General features: G+C 64.2%; 22 protein-coding genes. 13 read left to right on the top strand and 9 right to left on the bottom strand.

The annotated features are described in order from the left end of the window. The coding region (locus AXW67_RS01330) for a DUF2189 domain-containing protein (protein WP_430648692.1) at nucleotides 1–781 on the bottom strand (781 nt) is incomplete at its 3' end. A 545-nt stretch (nucleotides 782–1,326) separates the two neighbouring features. On the opposite strand from AXW67_RS01330, the gene AXW67_RS01325 reads away from it, so the two are divergent. The 5 genes from AXW67_RS01325 to AXW67_RS01305 all read left to right on the top strand — a co-directional run bounded on the left by AXW67_RS01325 (nucleotide 1,327) and on the right by AXW67_RS01305 (nucleotide 5,859). Then, entirely contained in the window at nucleotides 1,327–2,160 is an 834-nt protein-coding gene (locus tag AXW67_RS01325; RefSeq protein ID WP_063676024.1) for a cytochrome c oxidase subunit II, read from the top strand. 80 nt (nucleotides 2,161–2,240) lie between these two features. Beyond that, nucleotides 2,241–4,019, top strand: a complete 1,779-nt coding sequence (locus tag AXW67_RS01320) for a cbb3-type cytochrome c oxidase subunit I (RefSeq protein ID WP_063676022.1) — start codon at nucleotides 2,241–2,243, stop codon at nucleotides 4,017–4,019. Further along, nucleotides 4,016–4,720: a cytochrome c oxidase subunit 3 gene (locus tag AXW67_RS01315; RefSeq protein WP_027551717.1), complete on the top strand. Its 705-nt coding sequence runs from the start codon at nucleotides 4,016–4,018 to the stop codon at nucleotides 4,718–4,720. Before AXW67_RS01320 ends, AXW67_RS01315 begins: the two co-directional genes overlap by 4 nt. A 14-nt stretch (nucleotides 4,721–4,734) precedes the next feature. After that, a complete protein-coding gene (locus AXW67_RS01310) occupies nucleotides 4,735–5,457 on the top strand; it encodes a heme-copper oxidase subunit III family protein (RefSeq protein ID WP_063676020.1) in 723 nt (240 codons plus the stop codon). 9 nt (nucleotides 5,458–5,466) lie between these two features. After that, on the top strand, nucleotides 5,467–5,859 hold the full coding sequence (locus AXW67_RS01305) for a cytochrome C oxidase subunit IV family protein (protein WP_063676018.1): 393 nt from the start codon (nucleotides 5,467–5,469) through the stop codon (nucleotides 5,857–5,859). Between the two features lie 78 nt (nucleotides 5,860–5,937). Here AXW67_RS01305 and AXW67_RS01300 read toward each other — a convergent pair whose 3' ends face one another. From AXW67_RS01300 to AXW67_RS01285, 4 genes are read right to left on the bottom strand one after another with little or no spacing between them, the layout of a single operon-like run. After that, nucleotides 5,938–6,471 carry a putative immunity protein gene (locus AXW67_RS01300; RefSeq protein ID WP_063676016.1) on the bottom strand — a complete coding sequence of 178 codons (534 nt, stop codon included), beginning with the start codon at nucleotides 6,469–6,471 and terminating at the stop codon, nucleotides 5,938–5,940. 38 nt (nucleotides 6,472–6,509) lie between these two features. Continuing rightward, on the bottom strand, nucleotides 6,510–8,267 hold the full coding sequence (locus AXW67_RS01295; RefSeq protein ID WP_063676014.1) for an NAD+ synthase: 1,758 nt from the start codon (nucleotides 8,265–8,267) through the stop codon (nucleotides 6,510–6,512). A gap of 24 nt (nucleotides 8,268–8,291) precedes the next feature. Continuing rightward, nucleotides 8,292–8,645 (bottom strand): diacylglycerol kinase, encoded by a 354-nt coding sequence (locus AXW67_RS01290; RefSeq protein ID WP_063676012.1) that lies wholly within the window; start codon nucleotides 8,643–8,645, stop codon nucleotides 8,292–8,294. A gap of 5 nt (nucleotides 8,646–8,650) precedes the next feature. Next, nucleotides 8,651–10,039: a class II 3-deoxy-7-phosphoheptulonate synthase gene (locus AXW67_RS01285; protein ID WP_027551722.1), complete on the bottom strand. Its 1,389-nt coding sequence runs from the start codon at nucleotides 10,037–10,039 to the stop codon at nucleotides 8,651–8,653. Between the two features lie 181 nt (nucleotides 10,040–10,220). On the opposite strand from AXW67_RS01285, the gene AXW67_RS01280 reads away from it, so the two are divergent. Next, nucleotides 10,221–11,117 (top strand): alpha/beta hydrolase family protein, encoded by an 897-nt coding sequence (locus AXW67_RS01280; protein WP_063676010.1) that lies wholly within the window; start codon nucleotides 10,221–10,223, stop codon nucleotides 11,115–11,117. A 3-nt stretch (nucleotides 11,118–11,120) separates the two neighbouring features. Here AXW67_RS01280 and AXW67_RS01275 read toward each other — a convergent pair whose 3' ends face one another. Together AXW67_RS01275 and AXW67_RS01270 are read right to left on the bottom strand one after the other, a co-directional pair. Further along, nucleotides 11,121–12,440 (bottom strand): ATP-binding protein, encoded by a 1,320-nt coding sequence (locus AXW67_RS01275; RefSeq protein ID WP_063676009.1) that lies wholly within the window; start codon nucleotides 12,438–12,440, stop codon nucleotides 11,121–11,123. Continuing rightward, the gene (locus AXW67_RS01270) at nucleotides 12,437–13,099 is read right to left on the bottom strand and encodes a response regulator transcription factor (protein WP_063676007.1); all 663 of its coding nucleotides are present in this window, start codon (nucleotides 13,097–13,099) and stop codon (nucleotides 12,437–12,439) included. The genes AXW67_RS01275 and AXW67_RS01270 overlap by 4 nt, the downstream gene beginning before the upstream one ends. A 230-nt stretch (nucleotides 13,100–13,329) precedes the next feature. On the opposite strand from AXW67_RS01270, the gene AXW67_RS01265 reads away from it, so the two are divergent. From AXW67_RS01265 to AXW67_RS01255, 3 genes are all read left to right on the top strand, one after another. Then, nucleotides 13,330–14,079 carry a COG4705 family protein gene (locus tag AXW67_RS01265; protein WP_063676005.1) on the top strand — a complete coding sequence of 250 codons (750 nt, stop codon included), beginning with the start codon at nucleotides 13,330–13,332 and terminating at the stop codon, nucleotides 14,077–14,079. A gap of 128 nt (nucleotides 14,080–14,207) precedes the next feature. Continuing rightward, entirely contained in the window at nucleotides 14,208–14,546 is a 339-nt protein-coding gene (locus AXW67_RS01260) for a hypothetical protein (protein WP_201723619.1), read from the top strand. A gap of 68 nt (nucleotides 14,547–14,614) precedes the next feature. Next, nucleotides 14,615–15,406, top strand: coding sequence for a COG4705 family protein (locus AXW67_RS01255; protein WP_063676001.1), 792 nt, complete (start codon nucleotides 14,615–14,617; stop codon nucleotides 15,404–15,406). Between the two features lie 21 nt (nucleotides 15,407–15,427). Here the strand turns inward: AXW67_RS01255 and AXW67_RS01250 are convergent, their stop codons facing one another. Then, entirely contained in the window at nucleotides 15,428–15,691 is a 264-nt protein-coding gene (locus AXW67_RS01250) for a hypothetical protein (RefSeq protein WP_063675999.1), read from the bottom strand. A gap of 190 nt (nucleotides 15,692–15,881) precedes the next feature. Further along, nucleotides 15,882–17,363: an aldehyde dehydrogenase family protein gene (locus tag AXW67_RS01245; protein WP_063676098.1), complete on the bottom strand. Its 1,482-nt coding sequence runs from the start codon at nucleotides 17,361–17,363 to the stop codon at nucleotides 15,882–15,884. A gap of 112 nt (nucleotides 17,364–17,475) precedes the next feature. On the opposite strand from AXW67_RS01245, the gene AXW67_RS01240 reads away from it, so the two are divergent. The 4 genes from AXW67_RS01240 to AXW67_RS01225 all read left to right on the top strand — a co-directional run bounded on the left by AXW67_RS01240 (nucleotide 17,476) and on the right by AXW67_RS01225 (nucleotide 21,662). Continuing rightward, nucleotides 17,476–18,558, top strand: coding sequence for a substrate-binding domain-containing protein (locus tag AXW67_RS01240; protein ID WP_063675997.1), 1,083 nt, complete (start codon nucleotides 17,476–17,478; stop codon nucleotides 18,556–18,558). Nucleotides 18,559–18,654: 96 nt separating this feature from the next. Further along, nucleotides 18,655–19,458 (top strand): glutamine amidotransferase-related protein, encoded by an 804-nt coding sequence (locus AXW67_RS01235; protein ID WP_245315344.1) that lies wholly within the window; start codon nucleotides 18,655–18,657, stop codon nucleotides 19,456–19,458. Beyond that, on the top strand, nucleotides 19,440–20,867 hold the full coding sequence (locus tag AXW67_RS01230) for an NAD-dependent succinate-semialdehyde dehydrogenase (protein ID WP_063675995.1): 1,428 nt from the start codon (nucleotides 19,440–19,442) through the stop codon (nucleotides 20,865–20,867). The genes AXW67_RS01235 and AXW67_RS01230 overlap by 19 nt, the downstream gene beginning before the upstream one ends. Nucleotides 20,868–20,876: 9 nt before the next feature. Next, nucleotides 20,877–21,662: a class I SAM-dependent methyltransferase gene (locus AXW67_RS01225; RefSeq protein WP_063675993.1), complete on the top strand. Its 786-nt coding sequence runs from the start codon at nucleotides 20,877–20,879 to the stop codon at nucleotides 21,660–21,662. The last annotated feature ends 6 nt before the right edge of the window (nucleotides 21,663–21,668 follow it).

The raw sequence follows: 21,668 nt of genomic DNA, 5'->3' as shown, positions 1-21,668 counted from the left end.
GGTGCCAGGTGGCATGACCGAGCACCGGCAGAACGACAGCGAGGCCGACGAAGAACGGCAGCGAGCCGATCACGAGCAGCGCCGCCACGATGAGGCCCCAGGCGGCCATCGCAACCGGATTCGCCGCCACCACTCGCAGCGAGGTGCGGATTGCATCGATCGCGGTCGCATGCCGGTCGAGCATCAACGGAAACGACACGACGCTGATGCACAGGGCCACAACCGCAAACAGGAAGCCGACACCACAGCCGACGATGATGAGCGACCAGCCTGCCGGCGTCGTCAGCACGCGCGTTGCGAAGTCAGGAATGCTTGCAGCCGGCGCGTGGCCGAAGATCGTGACGTAGATTGCGTTCGCGACACCGATCCAGGCCCCGAACAGGACGAGCAGGAGCACGCCGAGCTCGAGCATGGCGCCGAACGACGGTGCGCGCAGCACCTTGATCGCGTCCCATGCATCGACCTCCTCGCCGCGCTCGCGGCGGCGGCTGAGTTCGTAGAGACCGATCGCGGCGAAGGGACCGATCAAGGCAAACCCGGCAGCCAGCGGAAACAACAGCGGCAGCACCGAATAGCCGAGCACCATCCTGAACAGGACGAGACCAAGAACCGGATAAATCACGCAGACGACGATCGCGTGGCTTGGCATCGCCTGGAAATCCTCCCAACCCAGGCGCAGCGCCTCGGTCAGGTCGGACAAGCCGACCTTGCGAATGGGATAAGAGGCCGCCTCGCCGAATACGTGCCGCCTGATGAGGTCGTGGGAGTACAGAGTGGCCATGAACGCACCCTCCCGTGCTGAAAATCGCGGTGTCGATAACACGCGCTTTCCAGCCACGCGTGTCCGCCTCACGAGCGAGAAACGCGAAGGGCCGAGTACGGTAACCCAGGTTCAGCGAAACGAGCCTGGCCGGACGGAACCCGTCGCGACCTGCCTCGCAAGCTTAGCGCGCACTGGGCACGGCCGCACTCACGGTTGGGTGAATTGTGCATCTGCACAGATTGTGCGTTGCGTCACCCAAGACGCCGCCACCAGTCCCGCGCAACTGACGCTTCTTGCCGGGCGACATCAGCGCTCACGCCACATCAGCACGCCTACATGCTCTATTGACGCCGGGTTAGGCTGGTATCATTTTAGATACAGACGCCCTCAGCGCCGATGATTGGTGGTCGCGACCGTTCTTTTGATTTCGCGACCGGTGAAATGGGCGAGGCAACAGGCCGGCGATGGCATAGAGGCCAACCAAGAAAGGCCAGCCATCGCGACAGACATGAGCTCCGCCCTGGATTCGTATCCGCAGCCTTTGATGGCAAGGATGGATCAGGATGGTTGTCGCACTGATACTGCTTCTGGTCGCGATCGGCTCGGTGCTGTTTCACCTCTACAGCCCGTGGTGGTGGACGCCGATCGCCACGAACTGGGCCTATATCGACCACACCATCAACATCACGTTCTGGATCACGGGCTTCGTCTTCGTCGCCGTCATCGCCTTCATGGCCTATTGCGTCTTCCGCTTTCACCACAAGGAGGGAAGACGGGCCGACTACAATCCGGAAAACAAGCGGCTCGAATGGTGGCTGAGCGTCGGGACCGGCGTCGGCGTCGCGGCGATGCTGGCGCCCGGTCTCGTGGTCTGGCACCAGTTCGTGACCGTGCCCGCGGACGCCACCGAGGTCGAGGTCATGGGTCAGCAATGGCAATGGAGCTTCCGCCTTCCGGGCAAGGATGGACGGCTCGGCACATCCGATGTCCGCAACATCGGATCCGACAATCCGATGGGACTCAATCGCGACGATCCGCATGCGCAGGACGATGTCGTGATCGAGAACGGCGACCTGCACCTTCAAGTGGGAAAGCCGGTCAAGGTTCTCCTCCGCTCGGTTGATGTCCTGCACGATTTCTACGTGCCCGAATTCCGGGCCAAGATGGACATGGTCCCGGGCGCGGTGACCTATTTCTGGATCAAGCCGATCCGGACCGGAACGTTCGATGTTCTCTGTGCCGAGCTGTGTGGCGCTGCTCATTATCAGATGCGGGCCAAGGTCATCGTCGACGACGAGCGTGAGTATCACGCCTGGCTGGAGCAACAGAAGACGTTTGCGGAATTGTCGGCAGGAAAAGCCGTCGTGAAGGCGACGTACCAATCCGGCGGCAACTAGCAAGGTGCCGCCGCGAAGATAGATCGGGTGCGTGAGGCCAACTCGTCGCCCCCGACGGAAACGACCGAGGAGGTCTTTCTATGGTCGATATTCCATATGAAGGGATCGCTGGCATCCCGCCTGCCGAAGTACCTGATGTCGAGCTCTATCATCCGAGGAGCTGGTGGACACGGTATGTCTTCTCGCAGGACGCCAAGGTGATCGCCGTTCAGTACGCGCTGACAGCCTCGGCCATCGGGCTGGTGGCCCTGGTGCTGTCCTGGCTGATGCGGCTGCAGCTGGGATTCCCCGGCACCTTCTCTTTCATCGATGCCAACCAGTACCTCCAGTTCATCACCATGCACGGCATGATCATGGTGATCTACCTGCTCACCGCATTGTTCCTGGGCGGCTTCGGCAACTACCTGATCCCGCTGATGGTCGGCGCCCGGGACATGGTCTTTCCCTATGTGAACATGCTGAGCTACTGGGTCTACCTGCTCGCGGTCCTGGTGCTGGCCTCGACATTCTTCGTGCCCGGCGGGCCCACCGGCGCCGGCTGGACGCTGTACCCGCCGCAGGCAATCCTCTCCGGAACGCCCGGGCAGGATTGGGGCATCATTCTCATGATGTCGTCCCTGATCCTGTTCATCATCGGCTTCACCATGGGCGGGCTGAACTATGTGGTCACGGTGCTGCAGGCGCGCACCCGCGGCATGACGCTGATGCGTCTTCCCCTCACGGTGTGGGGCATCTTCACGGCGACCGTCATGGCGCTCCTGGCATTCCCTGCACTCTTCGTTGCCTCGGTCATGCTGCTGCTCGACCGTCTCTTGGGAACCAGCTTCTTCATGCCCTCGCTCGTCGAGATGGGCACGCTGTCGAAATATGGTGGCGGCAGCCCGCTGCTCTTCCAGCACCTGTTCTGGTTCTTCGGCCATCCCGAGGTCTACATCGTCGCCCTGCCCGCGTTCGGCATCGTCTCCGATCTGATCAGCACGCATGCGCGCAAGAACATCTTCGGTTACCGCATGATGGTCTGGGCGATCGTCGCCATCGGCGCGCTCAGCTTCATCGTGTGGGCGCACCACATGTATGTGAGCGGCATGTTCCCGCAGTTCGGGTACTTCTTCGCTACCACGACGCTCATCATCGCCATCCCCACCGCGATCAAGGTCTACAACTGGGTGCTGACCTTGTGGCGCGGCGACATTCATCTCAGGGTGCCCATGCTGTTCGCGCTCGGCTTCATCATCACCTTCGTGAACGGCGGGCTCACCGGCCTCTTCCTCGGCAACGTCGTCGTCGACGTGCCGCTCTCGGATACGATGTTCGTGGTCGCGCACTTCCACATGGTGATGGGCGTGGCGCCGATCATGGTCGTGCTCGGGGCGATCTATCATTGGTACCCCAAGGTCACGGGGCGGATGCTGAACGACGTCCTCGGCAAGTTTCACTTCTGGGTCACCTTCCTCGGCGCCTACCTGATCTTCTTCCCGATGCACTATCTTGGACTGCTCGGGGTCCCGCGCCGGTATTTCGAACTCGGCGACGCGGCATTCATCCCGCCCTCGGCCCACTCACTGAACGCCTTCATCTCCATCGTGGCCCTGACCGTCGGCTTCAGCCAAATGGTGTTCCTGTTCAATCTTACCTGGAGCCTGTTCAAGGGTGAGGCCGCAGGCGGCAATCCGTGGCGGGCGACGACGCTGGAGTGGCAGACGCCGGAGACGCCCCCCGGGCACGGCAACTGGGGCAAGGAGCTCCCGGTCGTCTACCGCTGGGCCTATGACTACAGCGTGCCCGGCGCCGCGGAGGACTTCATTCCGCAGAACCAACCGCCGCGCGCGACGCGGCTCGTTCAGGGAGCTGCTTCGTGAGCGCCATCATCCTGTTCCTGACTGTGATCGCTCTCATCGCCGGATGGTGGCTGTCGCAGCAGCGGCTGACGGCCAAGCCCTGGCTGGAGGAAGGTCCGGCCGGTGACTTCCCCGGCGGCGATGCCATGACCTGGCCGGCAGCGAAGATCGGACTTGGCGTGTTTCTCGCCGTCGCGAGCGCGTTGTTCGTCCTCTTCATCAGCGCCTACTCGATGCGCATGAACGTGGTGGACTGGCGGGCGCTGCCCGTGCCGCGGCTGCTGTGGCTCAATACGGGCGTCCTGGTCCTGAGCAGCGTCGCGCTGCAATGGTCGTATATGGCCGCGCGGCGAGACGACGCTGACGGCGTCATGGTCGGCCTGCTCGCGGGCGGCGTAGCTGCCGTGATTTTCCTCGCCGGGCAGCTCCTGGCGTGGCAGCAGCTCAACGCGGCCGGATATTTCGTGGCGTCCAATCCGGCCAATTCCTTCTTCTACCTCTTGACCGCAGTGCACGGGCTACATCTGACCGGCGGCCTGGTGGCGCTGGGCCGAACCTCAGCCAAGGTGTGGCGTGGCGCTGGGATCGCCGACCTGCGCTTGAGCGTGGAGCTGTGCACCATCTACTGGCACTTTCTGCTGTTGGTCTGGCTTGTCCTGCTCGGGCTTCTCACGGGCTGGACCGACAATTTCGTCGACATCTGTCGCCAATTGCTGAGCTAGGGAGGCGAGACCAGATGACTGAGACCGTGCTGACCAATCCGGGCCAATCGCCTGCACGTCTTGAAGGCTTGCGCGGCATCGCCGCCGACTGGGCTTCCGATCAGCGCGCGTTCAAGAATGTGTCCTGGGGAAAGGCCATGATGTGGATCTTCCTCCTCAGCGACACCTTCATCTTCAGTTGCTTCCTGCTCTCCTACATGACCGCGCGCATGTCGACGACCGAGCCGTGGCCCAATACCAGCGAAGTCTTTGCCCTCAACATCGGCGATACACACATCCCGATGATCCTGATCGCCATCATGACCTTCATCCTGATCAGCAGCAGCGGCACGATGGCAATGGCAGTCAATTTCGGATACCGCCGCGACCGCGTTAGGACCGCAGCCTTGATGCTGGTCACGGCGGGCTTCGGCGCAACATTCGTCGGCATGCAGGCTTTCGAGTGGACCAAGCTGATCATGGAGGGCGTCCGGCCCTGGGGCAATCCGTGGGGTGCGCCGCAGTTTGGTGCAAGCTTCTTCATGATCACCGGCTTTCACGGCACCCACGTGACGATCGGTGTGATCTTCCTGATCGCCATTGCGCGGAAGGTCTTGCGCGGCGACTTCGACGTCGAAAGGCGCGGCTTCTTCACCAGCCGCAAGGGGTATTACGAAATCGTCGAGATCATGGGCCTGTACTGGCACTTCGTCGATCTCGTGTGGGTGTTCATCTTTGCCTTGTTCTATCTTTGGTGAGATCGGCCAATGACAAATGCAGCGGTACACATGGAAGGACAGCTACACGCCCATGCGCATGACGCAGTCGCATCAGGAGCGGCGCACGCCAAGGGCCAGCAGCACCCGATCAAGCTCTATCTCGTGGTCTGGGGGTGGTTGTTCGTTCTCAGCACCTGCTCTTTTCTGGTCGACTACTTTGGCCTGCATGGCTATCTCAGGTGGTCGCTGATCCTGCTGTTCATGGTGGTGAAGGCCGGCCTGATCGTCGCCGTCTTCATGCACATGGCCTGGGAGCGGCTGGCCCTGACCTATGCCATCCTGGCGCCGCCGGTCGCGGTGCTGGTGTTTGTGACAATCATGGTGCTCGAATCCGAGTACACCCACTTGCTTCGGGTGCTGTTCTTCGCCGCCCCGTCGTAGCGCTCACCTGAGTTCACACCTCGCCCACTGTCATGCCCCGCGAAAGCGGCATCCGGTACTTCGCGGCAAGCAGGCCGCCTACGAGACCCCGCCGCGAAGCGTCCGGTCGATGGAGCGAAGTAGTTCGCCCACCCGCCCCCCACCGGGCGGTGCCAGCGGGTAGCGCCGCAGCACCTCGACGAGCCTTCGGGTTGCACGTCGGCAGGCGCGCTCAACATAGTCGGCGCCAACACCGGGAGCCTCACCCGCTACAAGTTCGACGGCTCGGGCTGCGTGAGCAGGCGCTCCGAGAATGTGCTTGACCTGGGTAGAACGAGCCAGAGGATGAAGATAGGCCGCGGATGAGGCGCACATCGCAGCTCGCGCAGCCTGGCTTGCAGCTTCATTCTCAGATTCTTGTGCCGCCCTCAGGGCCGCCCAGGCCGCATCGCGCAGGGCCCTTACCCGCTTGCCTCCCCGCGCGAACATCCGAGCGATTTCGACCGCATCACGCGGACGGCAATCCGCAGGATGCGATCGCTCGAATATCTCCAGGACGTCCGCGGCATTTTCCGCCGCGTATGCCGCGACCGCACGGAGGTCGTCCATGTCCAGGATGATCTCGTCTGCCATGCTTCGCCTGCCCGATCACCCGTCTCACTTGGAAAACGTCACCCCTCGAACGCGTCGATCGAGGCGCGGCTGCCGCGCGAGACCAGCGTCTCGTCGGGCGCGGGCAGCGGCGCGCCCTTGTCGCGGAAGCGGTTGGTGATGGGATAGCGGCGGTCGCGGCCGAAATTTTTCCGCGTCACCTTCACGCCGGGCGCGGCCTGGCGGCGCTTGTATTCGGCGACATTGAGGAGATGCTCGATATGCACGACCATCTCGCGCGCAAAGCCCGCTGCGATGATCTGGTCCAAACGCTCCTCGCGCTCGACCAGACGCTCCAGAATGGCATCGAGCACATCATAAGGCGGGAGCGAGTCCTGATCGGTCTGGTTCTCGCGCAGCTCAGCCGTCGGCGGGCGCGCGATGATGTCGGGCGGGATGACCTCGCCCGCGGGCCCGAGCGCGCCGTCCGGCTTCCATTCATTGCGCAGCGCCGCCAGCCGGAACACCTGGGTCTTGTAGATGTCCTTGATCGGATTGAAGCCACCGTTCATGTCGCCATAGAGCGTGGCGTAGCCGACCGACATTTCCGACTTGTTGCCGGTGGTCACCACCATCAACCCGGTCTTGTTGGAGATTGCCATCAGGAGCGTGCCGCGGGTGCGGGCCTGAAGATTCTCCTCGGTGATATCGGGCGGCAGATTCTTGAAGATGCCGGAGAGGATGTTCTCGAAGCCGTTTACGGCTTCCGCGATCGGCAGCACCTCGTACCGGATGCCGAGGTGGCCTGCGAGTTCGCCGGCATCGGCGATCGATGTCGCCGCCGTGAAGCGGTAGGGCAGCATCACGCCATGCACCTGATCCGCGCCGAGCGCGTCGACCGCGATCGCTGCGCACAGCGCGGAATCGATGCCGCCGGAAATGCCGAGCAGCACGCCGGGAAAGCCGTTCTTGGCGACATAGTCGCGCAAGCCGAGCACGCAGGCGGCGTAGTCGCCCTTGTCGCCTTCGGGCAGCTCGACGATCGGACCCGTGCAGCGCCAATCGTCGCCATTCTTGCTGAAGCGCAGCGTGGTGACGTTCTCCGCAAACGCCGGCAGTTGAGCGGCGAGCGAAAGATCGCCGTTGAGCACGAAGGAGGCGCCGTCGAACACCAGCTCGTCCTGGCCGCAGACCTGGTTGAGATAGACCAGCGGCAGGCCGCTCTCGGTGACCCGCGCCACCGCCACCGACAGGCGCACGTCGCCCTTGTCGCGGGCGTAAGGCGAGCCGTTCGGCACCAGGATGATCTCCGCCCCAGTCTCGGCGAGCGTCTCGACGACGTTCTCGTAGTCCTCGGACTCTTCGAGCCAGATGTCCTCGCAGATCGGCACGCCGATCCGCACGCCGCGCACGGTCACGGGGCCCGCTGCGGGTCCGCGCGCGAACAGGCGCTTCTCGTCGAACACGCCGTAATTCGGCAGGTTGCATTTGAAGCGCAGCGCGGCGATTTGCCCGCCGTCGAGCAGCGCGCAGGCATTGTAGAGCCTGCCCTCCTCGACCCAGGGCGTGCCGACCAGCAGCGCCGGGCCGCCATCCGCGGTCTCGCGCGCAAGGCTTTCGATCGCCGCGCGGCAGGCGACCTGGAAGGCCGGCTTCTGCACCAGGTCTTCCGGCGGATAGCCGGCGATGAACAATTCCGGAAACAGCACGAGGTCGGCGCCGTCGGCCACGGCCTGCGCCCGCGCAGCGCGCACCTTCGCGGCATTGCCGTCGATGTCGCCCACCGTCGGATTGAGCTGGGCGAGCGTGACCGCGAATTCGTTGAGACGTTCGGTCATGGGCGCCACGCTCCGCTTCTGTCGCTAGACGAAACCCAACCGCTCGACGAGGGCGAAGATCCAGAATGCACCGGCCATCAGCAGCGCCACGCCGACGGCGGCCGAGCCCATGTCCTTGACCCGCCCGATCTGCTTGTCGTGGTCCATGGTCAGGCGGTCGGCGAGCTTTTCGATCGCGGTATTGAGCAGCTCGACCACCAGCACGAACGCGACCGCACAGACCAGCTCGACCGCGCGCATCGCGGTCGCGCCGATGAACCAGGCGACCGGCAGCGACACAAGGAGCGCATAGATTTCCTCGCGGACGGCCTGCTCCGAGCGGAATGCGAAGGCCAGACCGTTACGGGAATTGATCGTGGCCTTCCAGAGCCGCAGCAAAGGTCTCAAAGCCCCGCTGCGGTCGGTATCGGCTTGACCTTGCCGGCGCGTTCCTGCTTGAGCAGCTCCGCGACCAGGAAGGCCATGTCGATGGATTGTTCGGCATTGAGGCGGGGATCGCAGACCGTGTGATAGCGGTCGTTGAGATCCTCGTCCGTGATCGCGCGGGCGCCGCCGAGGCACTCGGTGACGTCCTTGCCGGTCATCTCCAGATGCACACCGCCGGCATGGGTGCCTTCGGCCGCGTGAATGGCGAAGAACGATTTCACCTCCGAGAGGATGCGGTCGAAGGGGCGCGTCTTGTAGCCGGTGGTCGAGGTGATGGTATTGCCATGCATGGGATCGCAGGACCAGACCACCACCCTGCCCTCGCGCTTCACGGCGCGGATCAAGTTCGGCAGATGCTCGGCGACCTTGTCGGAGCCGAAGCGGCCGATCAGCGTCAGCCGGCCCGGCTCGTTATCTGGGTTGAGCACGTCGATCAGCTTCAACAGCTCGTCGGCCTTGAGCGACGGGCCGCACTTCAAGCCGATCGGGTTCTTGATGCCGCGGAAATATTCGATATGCCCGTGGTCGAGCTGGCGGGTGCGGTCGCCGATCCAGATCATGTGGCCGCTTGTCGCGTACCAGTCGCCGGTGGTGGAGTCGACGCGGGTCATGGCCTGCTCGTAGCCGAGCAGCAGCGCCTCGTGACTGGTGTAGAAGTCGGTTGAGCGGAGCTCGGGATGGGCTTCCAGATCGAGCCCACAGGCGCGCATGAAGTTGAGCGCGTCCGAGATGCGGTCGGCCAGCTCCTTGTAGCGGCGGGACTGCGGAGAATCCTTCAGGAAGCCGAGCATCCACTGATGCACGCTGCCGAGATTGGCGTAGCCGCCGGTGGCGAAGGCGCGCAGCAGGTTCAGCGTCGCCGCAGACTGCCGGTAGGCCATCAGCTGACGCTGCGGATCCGGCACGCGCGCTTCCTTCGTGAACGCGATGTCGTTGACGATGTCGCCGCGATAGCTCGGCAGCTCGACGCCGCCCACCTTCTCGGTCGGCGAGGAGCGCGGTTTTGCGAACTGGCCGGCGATGCGACCGACCTTCACCACGGGAACCGCGCCGGCATAGGTCAGCACGACCGCCATCTGGAGCAGCACGCGGAAGAAGTCGCGGATGTTGTTGGCGCCATGCTCGGCAAAGCTCTCGGCGCAGTCGCCGCCCTGGAGCAGGAAGGCCTCGCCGGCCGAGACTCGGGCGAGCGCCTTCTTCAGGTTGCGCGCCTCGCCCGCGAACACCAGCGGCGGAAAGGTCGCAAGCTGCGCCTCGACGTCGGCCAGCGCCTTGGCGTCGGGATAGTCGGGCACCTGTAGCACCGGCTTGCTGCGCCAGCTCTCGGGCGTCCACCGCTCGGACATCGCAATCTCTCCGTGAAGCAAAAAGTACAACCTGATCTGTGGGTTGCGAAGGGCCGCCTTATACACAGGCTGGCAACCGACCGCCAGTTGTAAATCAGTTTTGCATTGCAACCTCTTGCGAGAAAAGCCGAATTCGCATTTGCTGTAAACCGCAACGAAACTGGCAGGATACCGACTGCCCATGGACGCGGCACAGGACGACGTCTTCGTCGACGACATCACCTTCCCGGCCACCGACGGCTATTCGCTGGCCGGCACCCTGTTCCTGCCGCGCGGGGCCAAGCGCCATGCCGTCCTGATCAGTTCGGCCACCGCCGTCCCCCGCAAGATTTACCGCGGCTTCGCCTCCTACCTCGCCCACCGCGGCTGCGCAGTCTTGACCTATGATTACCGCGGCATCGCCGGCTCGCGCCTGCCGGCGATGGTCGGCTACAACCAGCCGAAATCGCTGGTCGGCTTCAACGCCTCGATGTCGGACTGGGCGGCGCTCGACGTCACCGCCGCGGTGCGCTGGATGCGCGAGCGCTACACCACCCTGCCTTTTGCCTATGTCGGCCATTCCTTCGGCGGCCAGGCGCTGGGGCTGATCGAGAACAACAGTGAGGTCACGCGCGCCCTGTTCGTGGCGTCCCAGGCCGCGACCTGGCGGCTGATGACGCCGCCGGAGAAATACCGCGTCTTTGCCTTCATGAATTTCGTCGGCGTGCCGCTCGCCCACATGCTCGGCTACGCCCCCGGCTGGGTCGGCATCGGCGAGGACCTCCCAAAGGGCGTCTTCCTGCAATGGGCCGAGTGGGTCTCGAGCCCCCGCTATCTCTTCGATTCAAAGCTGCCAGCGCTGGAGAATTTTGCGAAATTCAGCGGCGAGTTGCGCGCGCTGTGCTTCTCCGACGATCCCTGGGCGACGCGGCCTGCGGTCGAGCTGCTCGCCGAAGGCTTCACCGCGATCAAGCCGGAGGTGTTGACGGTGAAACCGTCCGATGTCGGCGCCAAGGCGATCGGCCATTTCGGCTTCTTCCGCCCCGAGCACCGCGACACACTGTGGCGCGGCGCGGCGGAATGGATCCAGGGCGAGTGAGGGTCAGGCACGATCGGCCGACACAGGCAACTTGACGAGAACCCGCAATCCGGTTCGGCCGGCCTCCGCCGAGTTCACGGCGTCAATGGATCCGCCAAGACGATTGACGATCCGCCTGACGATCGAGAGACCAAGGCCCACGCCATCGCCTTCCGGACGCTGTCCGCGGAAGAATGGCTCAAAAATCCGGCCAATCTCGTCCGGCGAAACCCCGGGCCCGCTGTCCTCGATTTGAAGGATCGCCGTAGTACCGTCCCGATACACGCACGCATCGATCCGCCCGCCATGGGGCGTGAAGCGCAACGCATTGTCGAGGAGATTGCGGACCACGGCGGCAAGCATCACGGCTTCACCGCGAACCGCGACAGGTTCGACGCGAGCAAAGCCGAGATCGACGCTGCGATTGACGGCTTCGGGCAGTGCTTCAGCGACAACCTCTTTCGCCACACGGTCCAGCGCCACGACGGGCATCGTCGCTTCGTCAGGCGATCCCGCGTCCTGTCTTGCGAGTGCGAGCAATTGCTCGAGCAGATGCATGGTCCGGCGGATGCCCTGCCGAAGCGCGGAGAGACGGTCGCGCGCACCGACGGGCAGATCGACAGGATCGAGATTCTCCGCCTGAAGGCTGAGTGCCGTGATCGGCGTGCGCAATTCATGCGCGGCGTCCGCAACGAAGCGGCGCTGCTGGTCCATCAAAAGACGCACGCGCTGCAAGAGCCCGTTGATCGACGCGATGAAAGGATTCAGTTCGCTCGGCATTTGCGCCACCGGTAGCGACGTCATGTCGTCGGCGCGCCGTCCGTCGAGATCGTCCGCAACACGAACCATCGGCCGCAGCGAGCGCGCGATGACGATCGCCGTCACCAGCAATAGGCAGGGAATGAGGGCAGCAATCGGCAGAACGGTGCGAAAAGCCATGTCGCTTGCGATCTCGTCGCGCACGGAGGTACGCTGCGCCACCGCGAACCGGGTGCCATCAAGCCGCGTCCCCAGCAGCACGCGGATCGGCTGCCCCTTTCGCGTTGCCAGCGCGAGACCGTCCTTGAGGCTCCAGAGCTGCTTGAGCCCGTCGTCCGCGGCCTGCGGCGCCGCAGGCTGATCGATCAGCCATACCTCGGCATCTTCATCCACGCCATGCAGCTCGCGGCCACCGGTGAGGCTGCCGCTCTGGACGAGGCCGGCGATCTGGATCAGGACCGAATCCTGCATCTCGATAGCCTCGTTGAAGGCCCAGTGATGGGCGAACAGGCCGCCGGCCAGTCCGGTCAGCAGGATGATTGCGGTGAGGCCCGCGAAGAGACGGCCTCGCAAGGACCTGATCATGGGCGCCGGTCCACCATCCAGCCGACCCCGCGCACGTTGCGGATCGCATTCGCGCCGAGCTTCTTGCGCACCGCATGAATCAGGAATTCGATCGCGTTGCTCGCGACCTCCTCGTTCCATCCATAGATCTGCCGCTCGAGCTCGCCGCGCGAAAGGATCGTCCCCGGACGCGACAGCAGCGCCTGGAGCAGCGCGAATTCGCGCGCTGTGAGCACCGCGGACTTCGTCAGGTATGAGGCCTCGCGGCTTGCCGGGTCGAGGCTGAGCGTTCCGTTGCCGAGCTGCGCTGGCGAGCCGCTGGCCTCGCGGCGCGTGACCGCGCGCATCCGCGCCAGCAACTCGCGGATTTCGAAAGGCTTGACGAGATAGTCATCGGCGCCGAGATCGAGCCCCTCGATCCTGTCATCGATCGCATCGCGCGCCGTCACGATGATGATGGGGAGCCTGCGGCCCTCCGCGCGCAGTCGCCGCAAGATATCCCGACCGTCCGCCTTCGGCAGGCCGAGATCGAGCAGCAGCACCTCGTAGGATTCATTCGCGACAGCAAGCAGCGCGGTCTCGCCGTCCCTCACCCAGTCGACCGCATAGGCCGCGTCCTTGAGCGCCTGCTCAACGGCAGCTCCAACCATCCTGTCGTCCTCGATCAGCAGCACCCGCAAACGTCAATCCTTCGTGGGCCGTCCGGCCTCAAAACCATGGCCGCTCCGACTTAGCGCAGGGTTAGGGAGCGCCAGCAGGCCCAAATTGCGGCGAAAGCCGTCCCGCTCTGAAAATTCTGATTTCTAATCTGGGCCTAAGTCAACCGCGCGACGGTCCGCATCGCTTCGATGCGAGATCGGTTCTGGGAGATTTGGACGTGTCGCAATATTCAAGCTTTGGCGCAAGACGGATGCTGAACAAGGTTCCGGAGGTCACGGCGATCTTCTGGGCCATCAAGATTCTCTCGACCACGGTCGGCGAAACCGGCGCCGACTATCTCGCGGTGCACGTCGGCCTCGGCACCAGCCTGACTGCGATCTGCATGACCGGCCTGCTAACCGTCGCGCTCCTTCTGCAACTGAGCCGCCGCGCTTATGTGCCCTGGATTTACTGGCTCACCGTCGTACTCGTCAGCGTCGTCGGTACGCAGCTCACCGATCTCCTGACCGACAAGCTCGAGGTCAGTCTTTATATCAGCACCGCTGCCTTCGCCTGCGCGCTCGCAGCCACGTTTGCGGTCTGGTACGGCGCCGAGCGTACGTTGTCGATCCACACCATCGTCACGACACGTCGCGAGCTGTTCTACTGGACGGCGATTCTGTTCACTTTCGCGCTCGGCACGGCCGCCGGCGACTTGGCAACGGAAGCGCTCGGTCTCGGCTTCCAACTCGGCGTCGTGGCGTTCGGAGCGCTAATCGCGGCGGTGACGCTCTCGTACTACATCGGCGCCAACCCCGTCCTCACCTTCTGGCTCGCCTACATCCTCACCCGCCCTCTTGGCGCCTCGCTCGGCGATCTGCTGTCGCAGTCGCGCGATTATGGCGGCATGGGCCTCGGCACGATCCAGACCAGCATCGCGTTCCTGACCTTGATCGTCGGCCTCGTCGCCTGGGCGACATTCGAAGGCGACGGGACCCGCCGGGCCGGCCCCGCGCAATAGCTCCGATCTCAAGTCTTCACCGCTCCCGGCAGAGCCGGACGAGCACAACAGGAGAAAACCACATGATGATGAAACTGATATCCGCCATAGCCGTTTGTCTGGCGACAACATTCGCTGGCGAACCGCGGATGCACGCGACCCAGCACATCACGTTCGTTCCGCTCGCGGAGGCCGCGACAGCAAAGCTCGGCGATCTCACGCCGTTCCGAACCATCGCGGTCGACGTCGCCGCGCTGATCGACAAGGGTGACCTTCCCGGCGCCAAGACCCGGGCAAAGGACCTCGAAACCAAATGGGACGAGGCCGAAGCGGGATTGAAGCCGCGTGCGGCAGCGGATTGGCACACCGTCGACAAGGCCATCGACCGCGCGCTGGAGGCGTTGCGCACGAGCACGCCCGATGCTGCCAAATGCAAGCAGGCGGTCGCCGATCTGCTCGCGGTCATGGACAGCAGCGCGAAAACCTGACGCTCACGCACACCGGAAATCTCGAGCGTCGGCCGCGTTGCCCAGCTGACGCAGCAAAAGAGGACACCATGCAAGATCACACCAAGCGGAGCATCGTCAGTGAAAGCAAGGTCCCCGAAGTCACGCTCGGCTTCTGGATCATCAAGATCGCCGCTACGACGCTGGGCGAGACCGGCGGCGACACCGTCACGATGACGCTGAACTGGGGTTACCTCGCGGGGACCTGCCTGTTCCTGGTCGCCATGATCGTCCTGGTCACGGCGCAGATCCGGACGCACAGATTCCATCCGGCGCTGTACTGGGCAACCATCGTCGCGTCGACCACCTTCGGCACGACAATGGCCGACCTCGCCGACCGCTCGCTCGGCATCGGTTATACCGGCGGATCGACGCTGCTGCTCACCTTCCTCGTGCTGTTGCTTGGCCTCTGGTATCGCGCCGAGGGAACGATCTCGGTCAATAGCGTCAGCACACCGCGCGTGGAGGCCTTTTACTGGGCCGCGATCACCTTCTCACAAACGCTGGGCACCGCGCTCGGGGACTGGATCGCCGACACCGGCGACATGGGCTACCGCAGCGGCGCGCTGATCTTCGCGGCGGGACTGGCCATCGTTGCAGCGCTGTATTTCTGGACCCGCGTGTCACGCGTCGCGCTGTTTTGGGCGGCCTTCATCCTGAGCCGTCCGCTCGGCGCCACCGTCGGCGATTTCCTCGACAAGCCGCTCGATCACGGCGGTCTGGCCTTGAGCAGGCCGCTGGCCTCCGCCGTGATCGCCGTTTTCATCGTCGTATGCCTGCTGCTGATCCCACAACGTGCGGGTCAGCATCCAGGCCATCGTCAGACGGCGGAGCAAGCCTGAGAGACAGGTGAAAGGATCTGGCTAGCGAATGATCGTCGTCAGGGACGAATAGCGCTTGCCGGCCTTCGCTTCGATCGGCGTGAACTGCGCGAAGGCGTCGCTGACGCGCGCTGCCGGCGTCGTGCCATTTGCGAAGCGAAACTCCTTCGATCGCGGCGCGTAGAAATCGCTGCTGTAATAGGTGTCGTCGAAGCGCGTCTCGCCGACGCCGAACAAGGCGTCGCAGACGAACAGGAGCGCATAGACCCCCGCCATCGCAACGACGACCTCTCTGAGAATAGCCATGTTGATGCCCCGCCCTTTTCCAGGGAGGATGCATGTCGGTTCCAAAACTCGGGTTTAAGGCGGCGCGGTTCTTATCCGCAGGGTTTGCCACCGCTGAGCGGATTGCAGACGATTTTATCGATCTCGAAAAGGAAGCCCGCCTGACCGGACGATCAGGCGGGCTCCAGGGCTGGCCGGCTCGGGAGGTTTATCAGACGGCAAGGTTCATCCAGACAGCCTTGGGCTCGGTGAAATTGTCGATGGCGGCGGTGCCGTGCTCGCGGCCGAGGCCGGAGTCGCGCTCGCCGCCCCAGGGCAGGCGCACGTCGGTATAGCCGTAGGTGTTCATCCAGACCGTGCCGGCCCGCGCGCGCTTGGCAAAACGCTGGAGCCTGCCGATATCGCGGCTCCAGACGCCGGCGGCGAGGCTGTAGGCCGTGCCGTTGGCGATCCTGAGCGCGTCGGCATCATCCTTGAACTTGATGACGCTGACGACGGGTCCGAAAATCTCCTCCTGCGAGATCCGCATCTCGTGCTCGACGTTCGCAAACACCGCGGGACTGATGAAATAGCCGCGCTCGCCGACCCGCTCGCCGCCAGTGACGAGAGTTGCGCCCTCGTTCTGCCCGATGTCGACATAATCGAGGATCGACTTCATCTGCTTCTCGGAGATCACCGGCCCGAGCGTCGTCTTGCGGTCGAGCGGATCGCCGATCCTGAGCAATTTCGCGCGCGCGGCGAGCCGTTCGACGACTTCGTCATAGGCCTTCTCCTGCACCAGCACGCGGGAGCCGGCCGAGCACACCTGGCCCGCGTTGAAGAAGATGCCGGAGGCCGCCGCCTTCGATGCGGCTTCGAGATCGGCATCGTCGAAGATGACGTTGGCAGACTTGCCGCCGAGCTCGAGCGACACGCGCTTGAAGTTGCCGGCGGCGCCCTTCATGATTCCGCGCCCGACACCCGGTGAGCCGGTGAAGGTGACCTTGTCGACATCGGGATGATTGACCAGGGCATCGCCGACGACGCGGCCAGGACCGGTGACGACGTTGAAGACCCCGGCCGGAACGCCGGCTTCGAGGGCAAGCTCTGCAATGCGCAGCGCCGACAGCGAGGTCAGCTCGGCCGGCTTCATCACAACGGTGCAGCCGCAGGCGAGCGCGGGTGCGAGCTTCCACATGCCGATCATCAGCGGGAAATTCCAGGGCACGATCGCCGCGACCACGCCGACCGGCTCGCGCACGGTGTAGGTCAAGGCATCGTCGCGCACGGGCACGACGTCGCCGCTGATCTTGTCGGCCCAGCCGGCGTAGTAGATCAGTGTGTCAACGGCCGCTGGGAAATCCTGGCGCAGCGTTGCCGCGATTGGCTTGCCCGCGTCGATCGACTCCAGCTCGACGATCTCGTCGGCGTGCGATTTGAGGAGCTGCGCCCACCGCATCAGGATCTGGCCGCGCTCGGAAGCGCGCATCGTGCGCCAGGGGCCTTCGAAGGCCCGACGCGCAGCGGCGACTGCATGATCGACATCGACCTCGTTGCCTTCGGCGATGGTGGCGATGACCTGTCCGGTTGCCGGATTGAGGGACTTGAAGCTGCGCCCGGAGCTGGCGGGGACACGGCGGCCGTCGATCAAGAGATGCTGCGGCCGGGACAACTCGCTGGCCGGCGAGTGCGCAAAGTCATATGCAACAGACATCATATTTCCTCCTGTTCTGGTATACCAACCTAGGAGGCTATTGGCTGCTGTAAATATGATATGATTTGCCTATGGACCCACCAGATATGAAATCAACTTCATAAAGATTGCCATGCTTCAGATCGAGATCGAGGCCGTATGGCGGTTTCGCCGGGAAGGCAGCCCGCGCAGCGCGGTGGTCATGCTCGGCGTGCTCAATGAAATCCGGAAGACCGGGAAGATCACCAGCGCTGCCAACGACGCACAGCTCTCCTACCGGCACGTCTGGAATCTGATCGAGCAATGGTCGGAATTCTTCGGCACGCCGCTGGTCGAAACCCAGCGCGGCAAAGGCTCGAGGCTCACGCCGTTCGGCGAGCGGCTGGTGTGGGCCGGCGAGCGCATGCAGGCCCGCCTCGGCCCGCAACTCGACAACCTCGCGCAGGAGCTTGCGAGCGAGATCAAGCCGTTCCTCGAGCAGCGCCCTTCGGTGATCCGCGTCCATGCCAGCCACGGCTTTGCGGTGGCCAAGCTGCGCGAATTCCTCGACCGTGAGCCCGGCATCGGCGTCGACCTGCGCTATGTCAGCAACCAGCATTCGCTGGTGTCGCTGGCGCAGGGCGCCTGCGACCTCTCCGGCCTGCATTTGCCGCACGGCGCGCTGCGGGCGCAGGGCATCAAGGCGGCACGCGAATGGCTCGATCCGCGCGAGGATCGCATCATCAGTTTCGTCACGCGCGAGATGGGGCTGATGGTCGCGCGCGGCAATCCACTTCATATCGGATCGATCGAGGATCTGACCGCTCCGAAGGTGCGCTTCGTCAACCGCGACCATGATTCCGGCACCCGCCTTCTGTTCGACCAGTTGCTCGCAGCTCACGGCATCGACGAGAGCCGCATCAACGGCGCACAGCAGATCGAGTTCACCCATGCCGCGGTCGCCGCCTATGTCGCGAGCGGCATGGCGGATGCGAGCTTCGGCGTCGAGGCCGCTGCCCGGCATTTCGGCCTCGATTTCATCCGGATCCTCACCGAGGATTATTTCTTCGTCTGCAAGCGCGCGTTCCTCGACACCGAGCCGACGCGGCGCATTCTCGAGATCATCCGCAGCGCCGATTTTCGTGCTGCGGTGGCCACCCTTCCCGGCTATGTGCCGTCGGATACGGGCACTGTCACCGGCGTGAAGGCCTTTCTGGAGATGCACGCGGTGCGGTGATGCCGGATGCCGCATGCAGGGCATGCATGCGGCACATCGGTCAGCCGAGCATCTGGACGAGGCCCGGCATCCGTTATATCACTACGGATATAGCGGATGCTCACGAGTGCCGCGCATAGGGCCTACTGGATGTTTCAACGCCGTCGATCCGCCGTCGCGCTCCGTCACGTGGCATTCGAGGATCTCGGCCTGCTCGCGCCGATCATGGAACGCGAAGGCTGGAATGTTTCGTTCTGCGAGGCGCCGGTCGACGATCTCCACCATTCTTCGATCGGGGATGCCGACCTCCTGATCGTGCTCGGCGGTCCGATCGGCGTCTACGAAGCCGAGAGCTATCCCTTCATCACCAGGGAAATCGATCTCCTGGAGCGCCGTCTCGCGCAGGGATTGCCGACGCTCGGAATCTGTCTCGGCGCCCAACTCATGGCGAAGGCTCTCGGCGCGCGCGTCTATGCCGGCCCCATCAAGGAGATCGGCTGGGGATCGGTCGCGCTGTCCGAGGCCGGGCTCACCTCCAGCCTGAACCCGCTTACCGAAGGCACACCGGTTCTGCACTGGCACGGCGACACCTTTGATCTTCCCGACAACGCCATACGGCTCGCCTCCAACGAGAACTACGAGAACCAGGCGTTCGCTTTGGGCGCAATGCGCTTGCGCTCCAGTTTCACCTGGAGGCCGATCCGCGGCAGCTCGAGGAGTGGTATGTCGGCCATGCCGTCGAGCTCGCGGGCGCCGGGATTTCGATACGGGAGCTTCGGACGAAGACCGCGCAGGTCTCGAAGATGCTCGCGCGACAGGCCGATCGCATCTTTTCCGACTGGCTCGGCCAGCTCGGGCAAGGCAATGCCGCAACCAGGACTGCACAAGCAAGGTGAAGAGAGATGGCGGATTATCCCCTGATCGAACTCTACATCGACGGACAATGGAAGCGCGCGAGCGGGCAGACCATCATCAACCCCGCCGACGAAAGCGTGCTCGGCACCGTCCCGACCGCGACCAGATCGGATCTCGATGATGCACTCGCGGCCGCCGGGAAGGGATTTGCGATCTGGCGCGGTACCGCACCCGCTAAGCGGGCACAGATCATCCTGAAAGCCGCCTCTCTCATCCGCGAGCGCGTCGATCAGATGGCGGCGGCCATGACGCTCGAACAGGGCAAGCCGATCGAACAGGCGCGGCTCGAAATCCTCAGGGGATGTGACATCATCGAATGGGACGCGACGGAGGGCCTACGGCTCTATGGCCGGGTGATCCCGAGCGAGCCGGGCATGCGCCACACGGTGCTGCGGCAGCCGATCGGACCGGTGGCGGCGTTCTCGCCCTGGAATTTCCCGATGAGCTCGCCAGCGCGCAAGGTTGCGGGCGCCCTCTCCGCCGGATGCTCGATCATCCTCAAAGCCTCTGAGGAAACGCCGGCGGGCGCGGCGCAGCTCGTGCGCGCCTTCCATGACGCGGGCCTGCCGGCCGGCGTGCTCAACCTCGTGTTCGGCAATCCCGCCGAGATCTCCGACTACCTGATTCCGCAGTCGCGCATCCGCCTGGTGACCTTCACGGGCTCCATTCCCGTCGGCAAGCATCTCGCCGAGATGGCCGGCCGGCACATGAAGCCGGCGATCATGGAGCTTGGCGGCCATGCTCCGGTGATCGTCTGCGACGACGTCGATCCGGTCTCGACCGCGGCCGCATCCGTCGTCGGCAAGTCGCGCAATGCGGGCCAGGTCTGCGTCGCGCCGACGCGCTTCTTCGTGCAGGAGAATATCTACGAGCAGTTCGCGCACTCCTTCGCCGAGCGCGCCAGCCAGTTGAAGGTCGGCAACGGCCTCGATCCCTCCACCCAGTTGGGTCCGCTCGCCAACGCGCGGCGGATCGATGCGATGGAGACCCTGGTCACCGATGCCAAGACGAAGGGCGCGCGCGTGCTCGCCGGCGGACAGCGCATCGGCAATCGCGGCTACTTCTTTCCGCTCACGGTCCTCGCCGACGTGCCCGACGATGCCCGCGCCATGAACGAGGAGCCGTTCGGGCCGCTCGCTTTGGTCAATCCGGTCAAGACGCTGGATGAGGCAATCGAGAAGGCCAATGCCCTTCCTTACGGGCTCGCGGCTTACGCCTTCACGCGCTCCGCCAGCAATGCCGATCGCCTAGCCGAGGGCGTCGAGGTCGGCACTCTCTCCATCAACCACTTCGTCGCCTCCGTTGCCGAGACGCCGTTCGGCGGGGTGAAGGACAGCGGCTACGGCCGCGAGGGTGGCACCGAAGGGCTGCAATGCTATACCGTCGTCAAGAACGTCTCGCACAAGACGCTGTAAGGCCCCCTCATGCAGGACAACGCGCCACGCCACCAGGACGGCAGCGCCGGCGACGCCAATTATGGCGCCATCGGCGAGGGCTATGCGAATTTTCGCCAGCCGGATCCGCGCATCGCGGAGCTGATCGAAGCGGCGCTCGGCGAGGCCCGGACCATCCTCAATGTCGGTGCGGGCGCCGGCTCCTACGAGCCGGTCGATCGCACCGTGACCCCGATCGAGCCGTCGCAATCGATGCGGGCGCAGCGGCCGGCGCATCTTCCCGCCGCGATCGATGCCGTCGCGGAAAAGCTTCCCTTCGAGGACGGCTCGTTCGGTGCCGCGATGTCGACCTTCTCCGTGCATCAATGGAAGAACCTCAATGCCGGACTGCGCGAGATGCGCCGGGTGACGCGCGGTCCGATCGCGATCATGACCTGCGATCCCAATGAGCTCGACCGATTCTGGCTGCACGCCTATTGCCCCGAGGTGATCGCGGTCGAGGCTGTCAGATACCCCGCGATCGCCGACATCGCCGCAGCGCTGGGTGGCACCACCGACGTCTTGCCCGTCCCCATTCCGCTCGACTGCACCGACGGCTTCAACGAGGCCTATTACGGCCGACCCGAGATGCTGCTCGATCCGGCCGCGCGGCTCGCCTGTTCGGCCTGGAGCTTTGTCAGTGAGGACGTGGTGCGGCGCTTCGAGGACAGGCTCGGCGACGATCTCGCCTCCGGCCGATGGAATGCACACCACGGGCACTATCGGCAACAGCCGACCTTCGCCGGCTCACTCAAGCTGATCGTCAATCGCATCTGATATCCG

This window comes from Bradyrhizobium neotropicale (assembly GCF_001641695.1).
In the GTDB taxonomy this organism is placed as follows: Bacteria; Pseudomonadota; Alphaproteobacteria; order Rhizobiales; family Xanthobacteraceae; genus Bradyrhizobium; species Bradyrhizobium neotropicale.
Note: the sequence above shows the minus strand (reverse complement) of the source record. Positions and strands in the feature narration are given on the sequence as shown.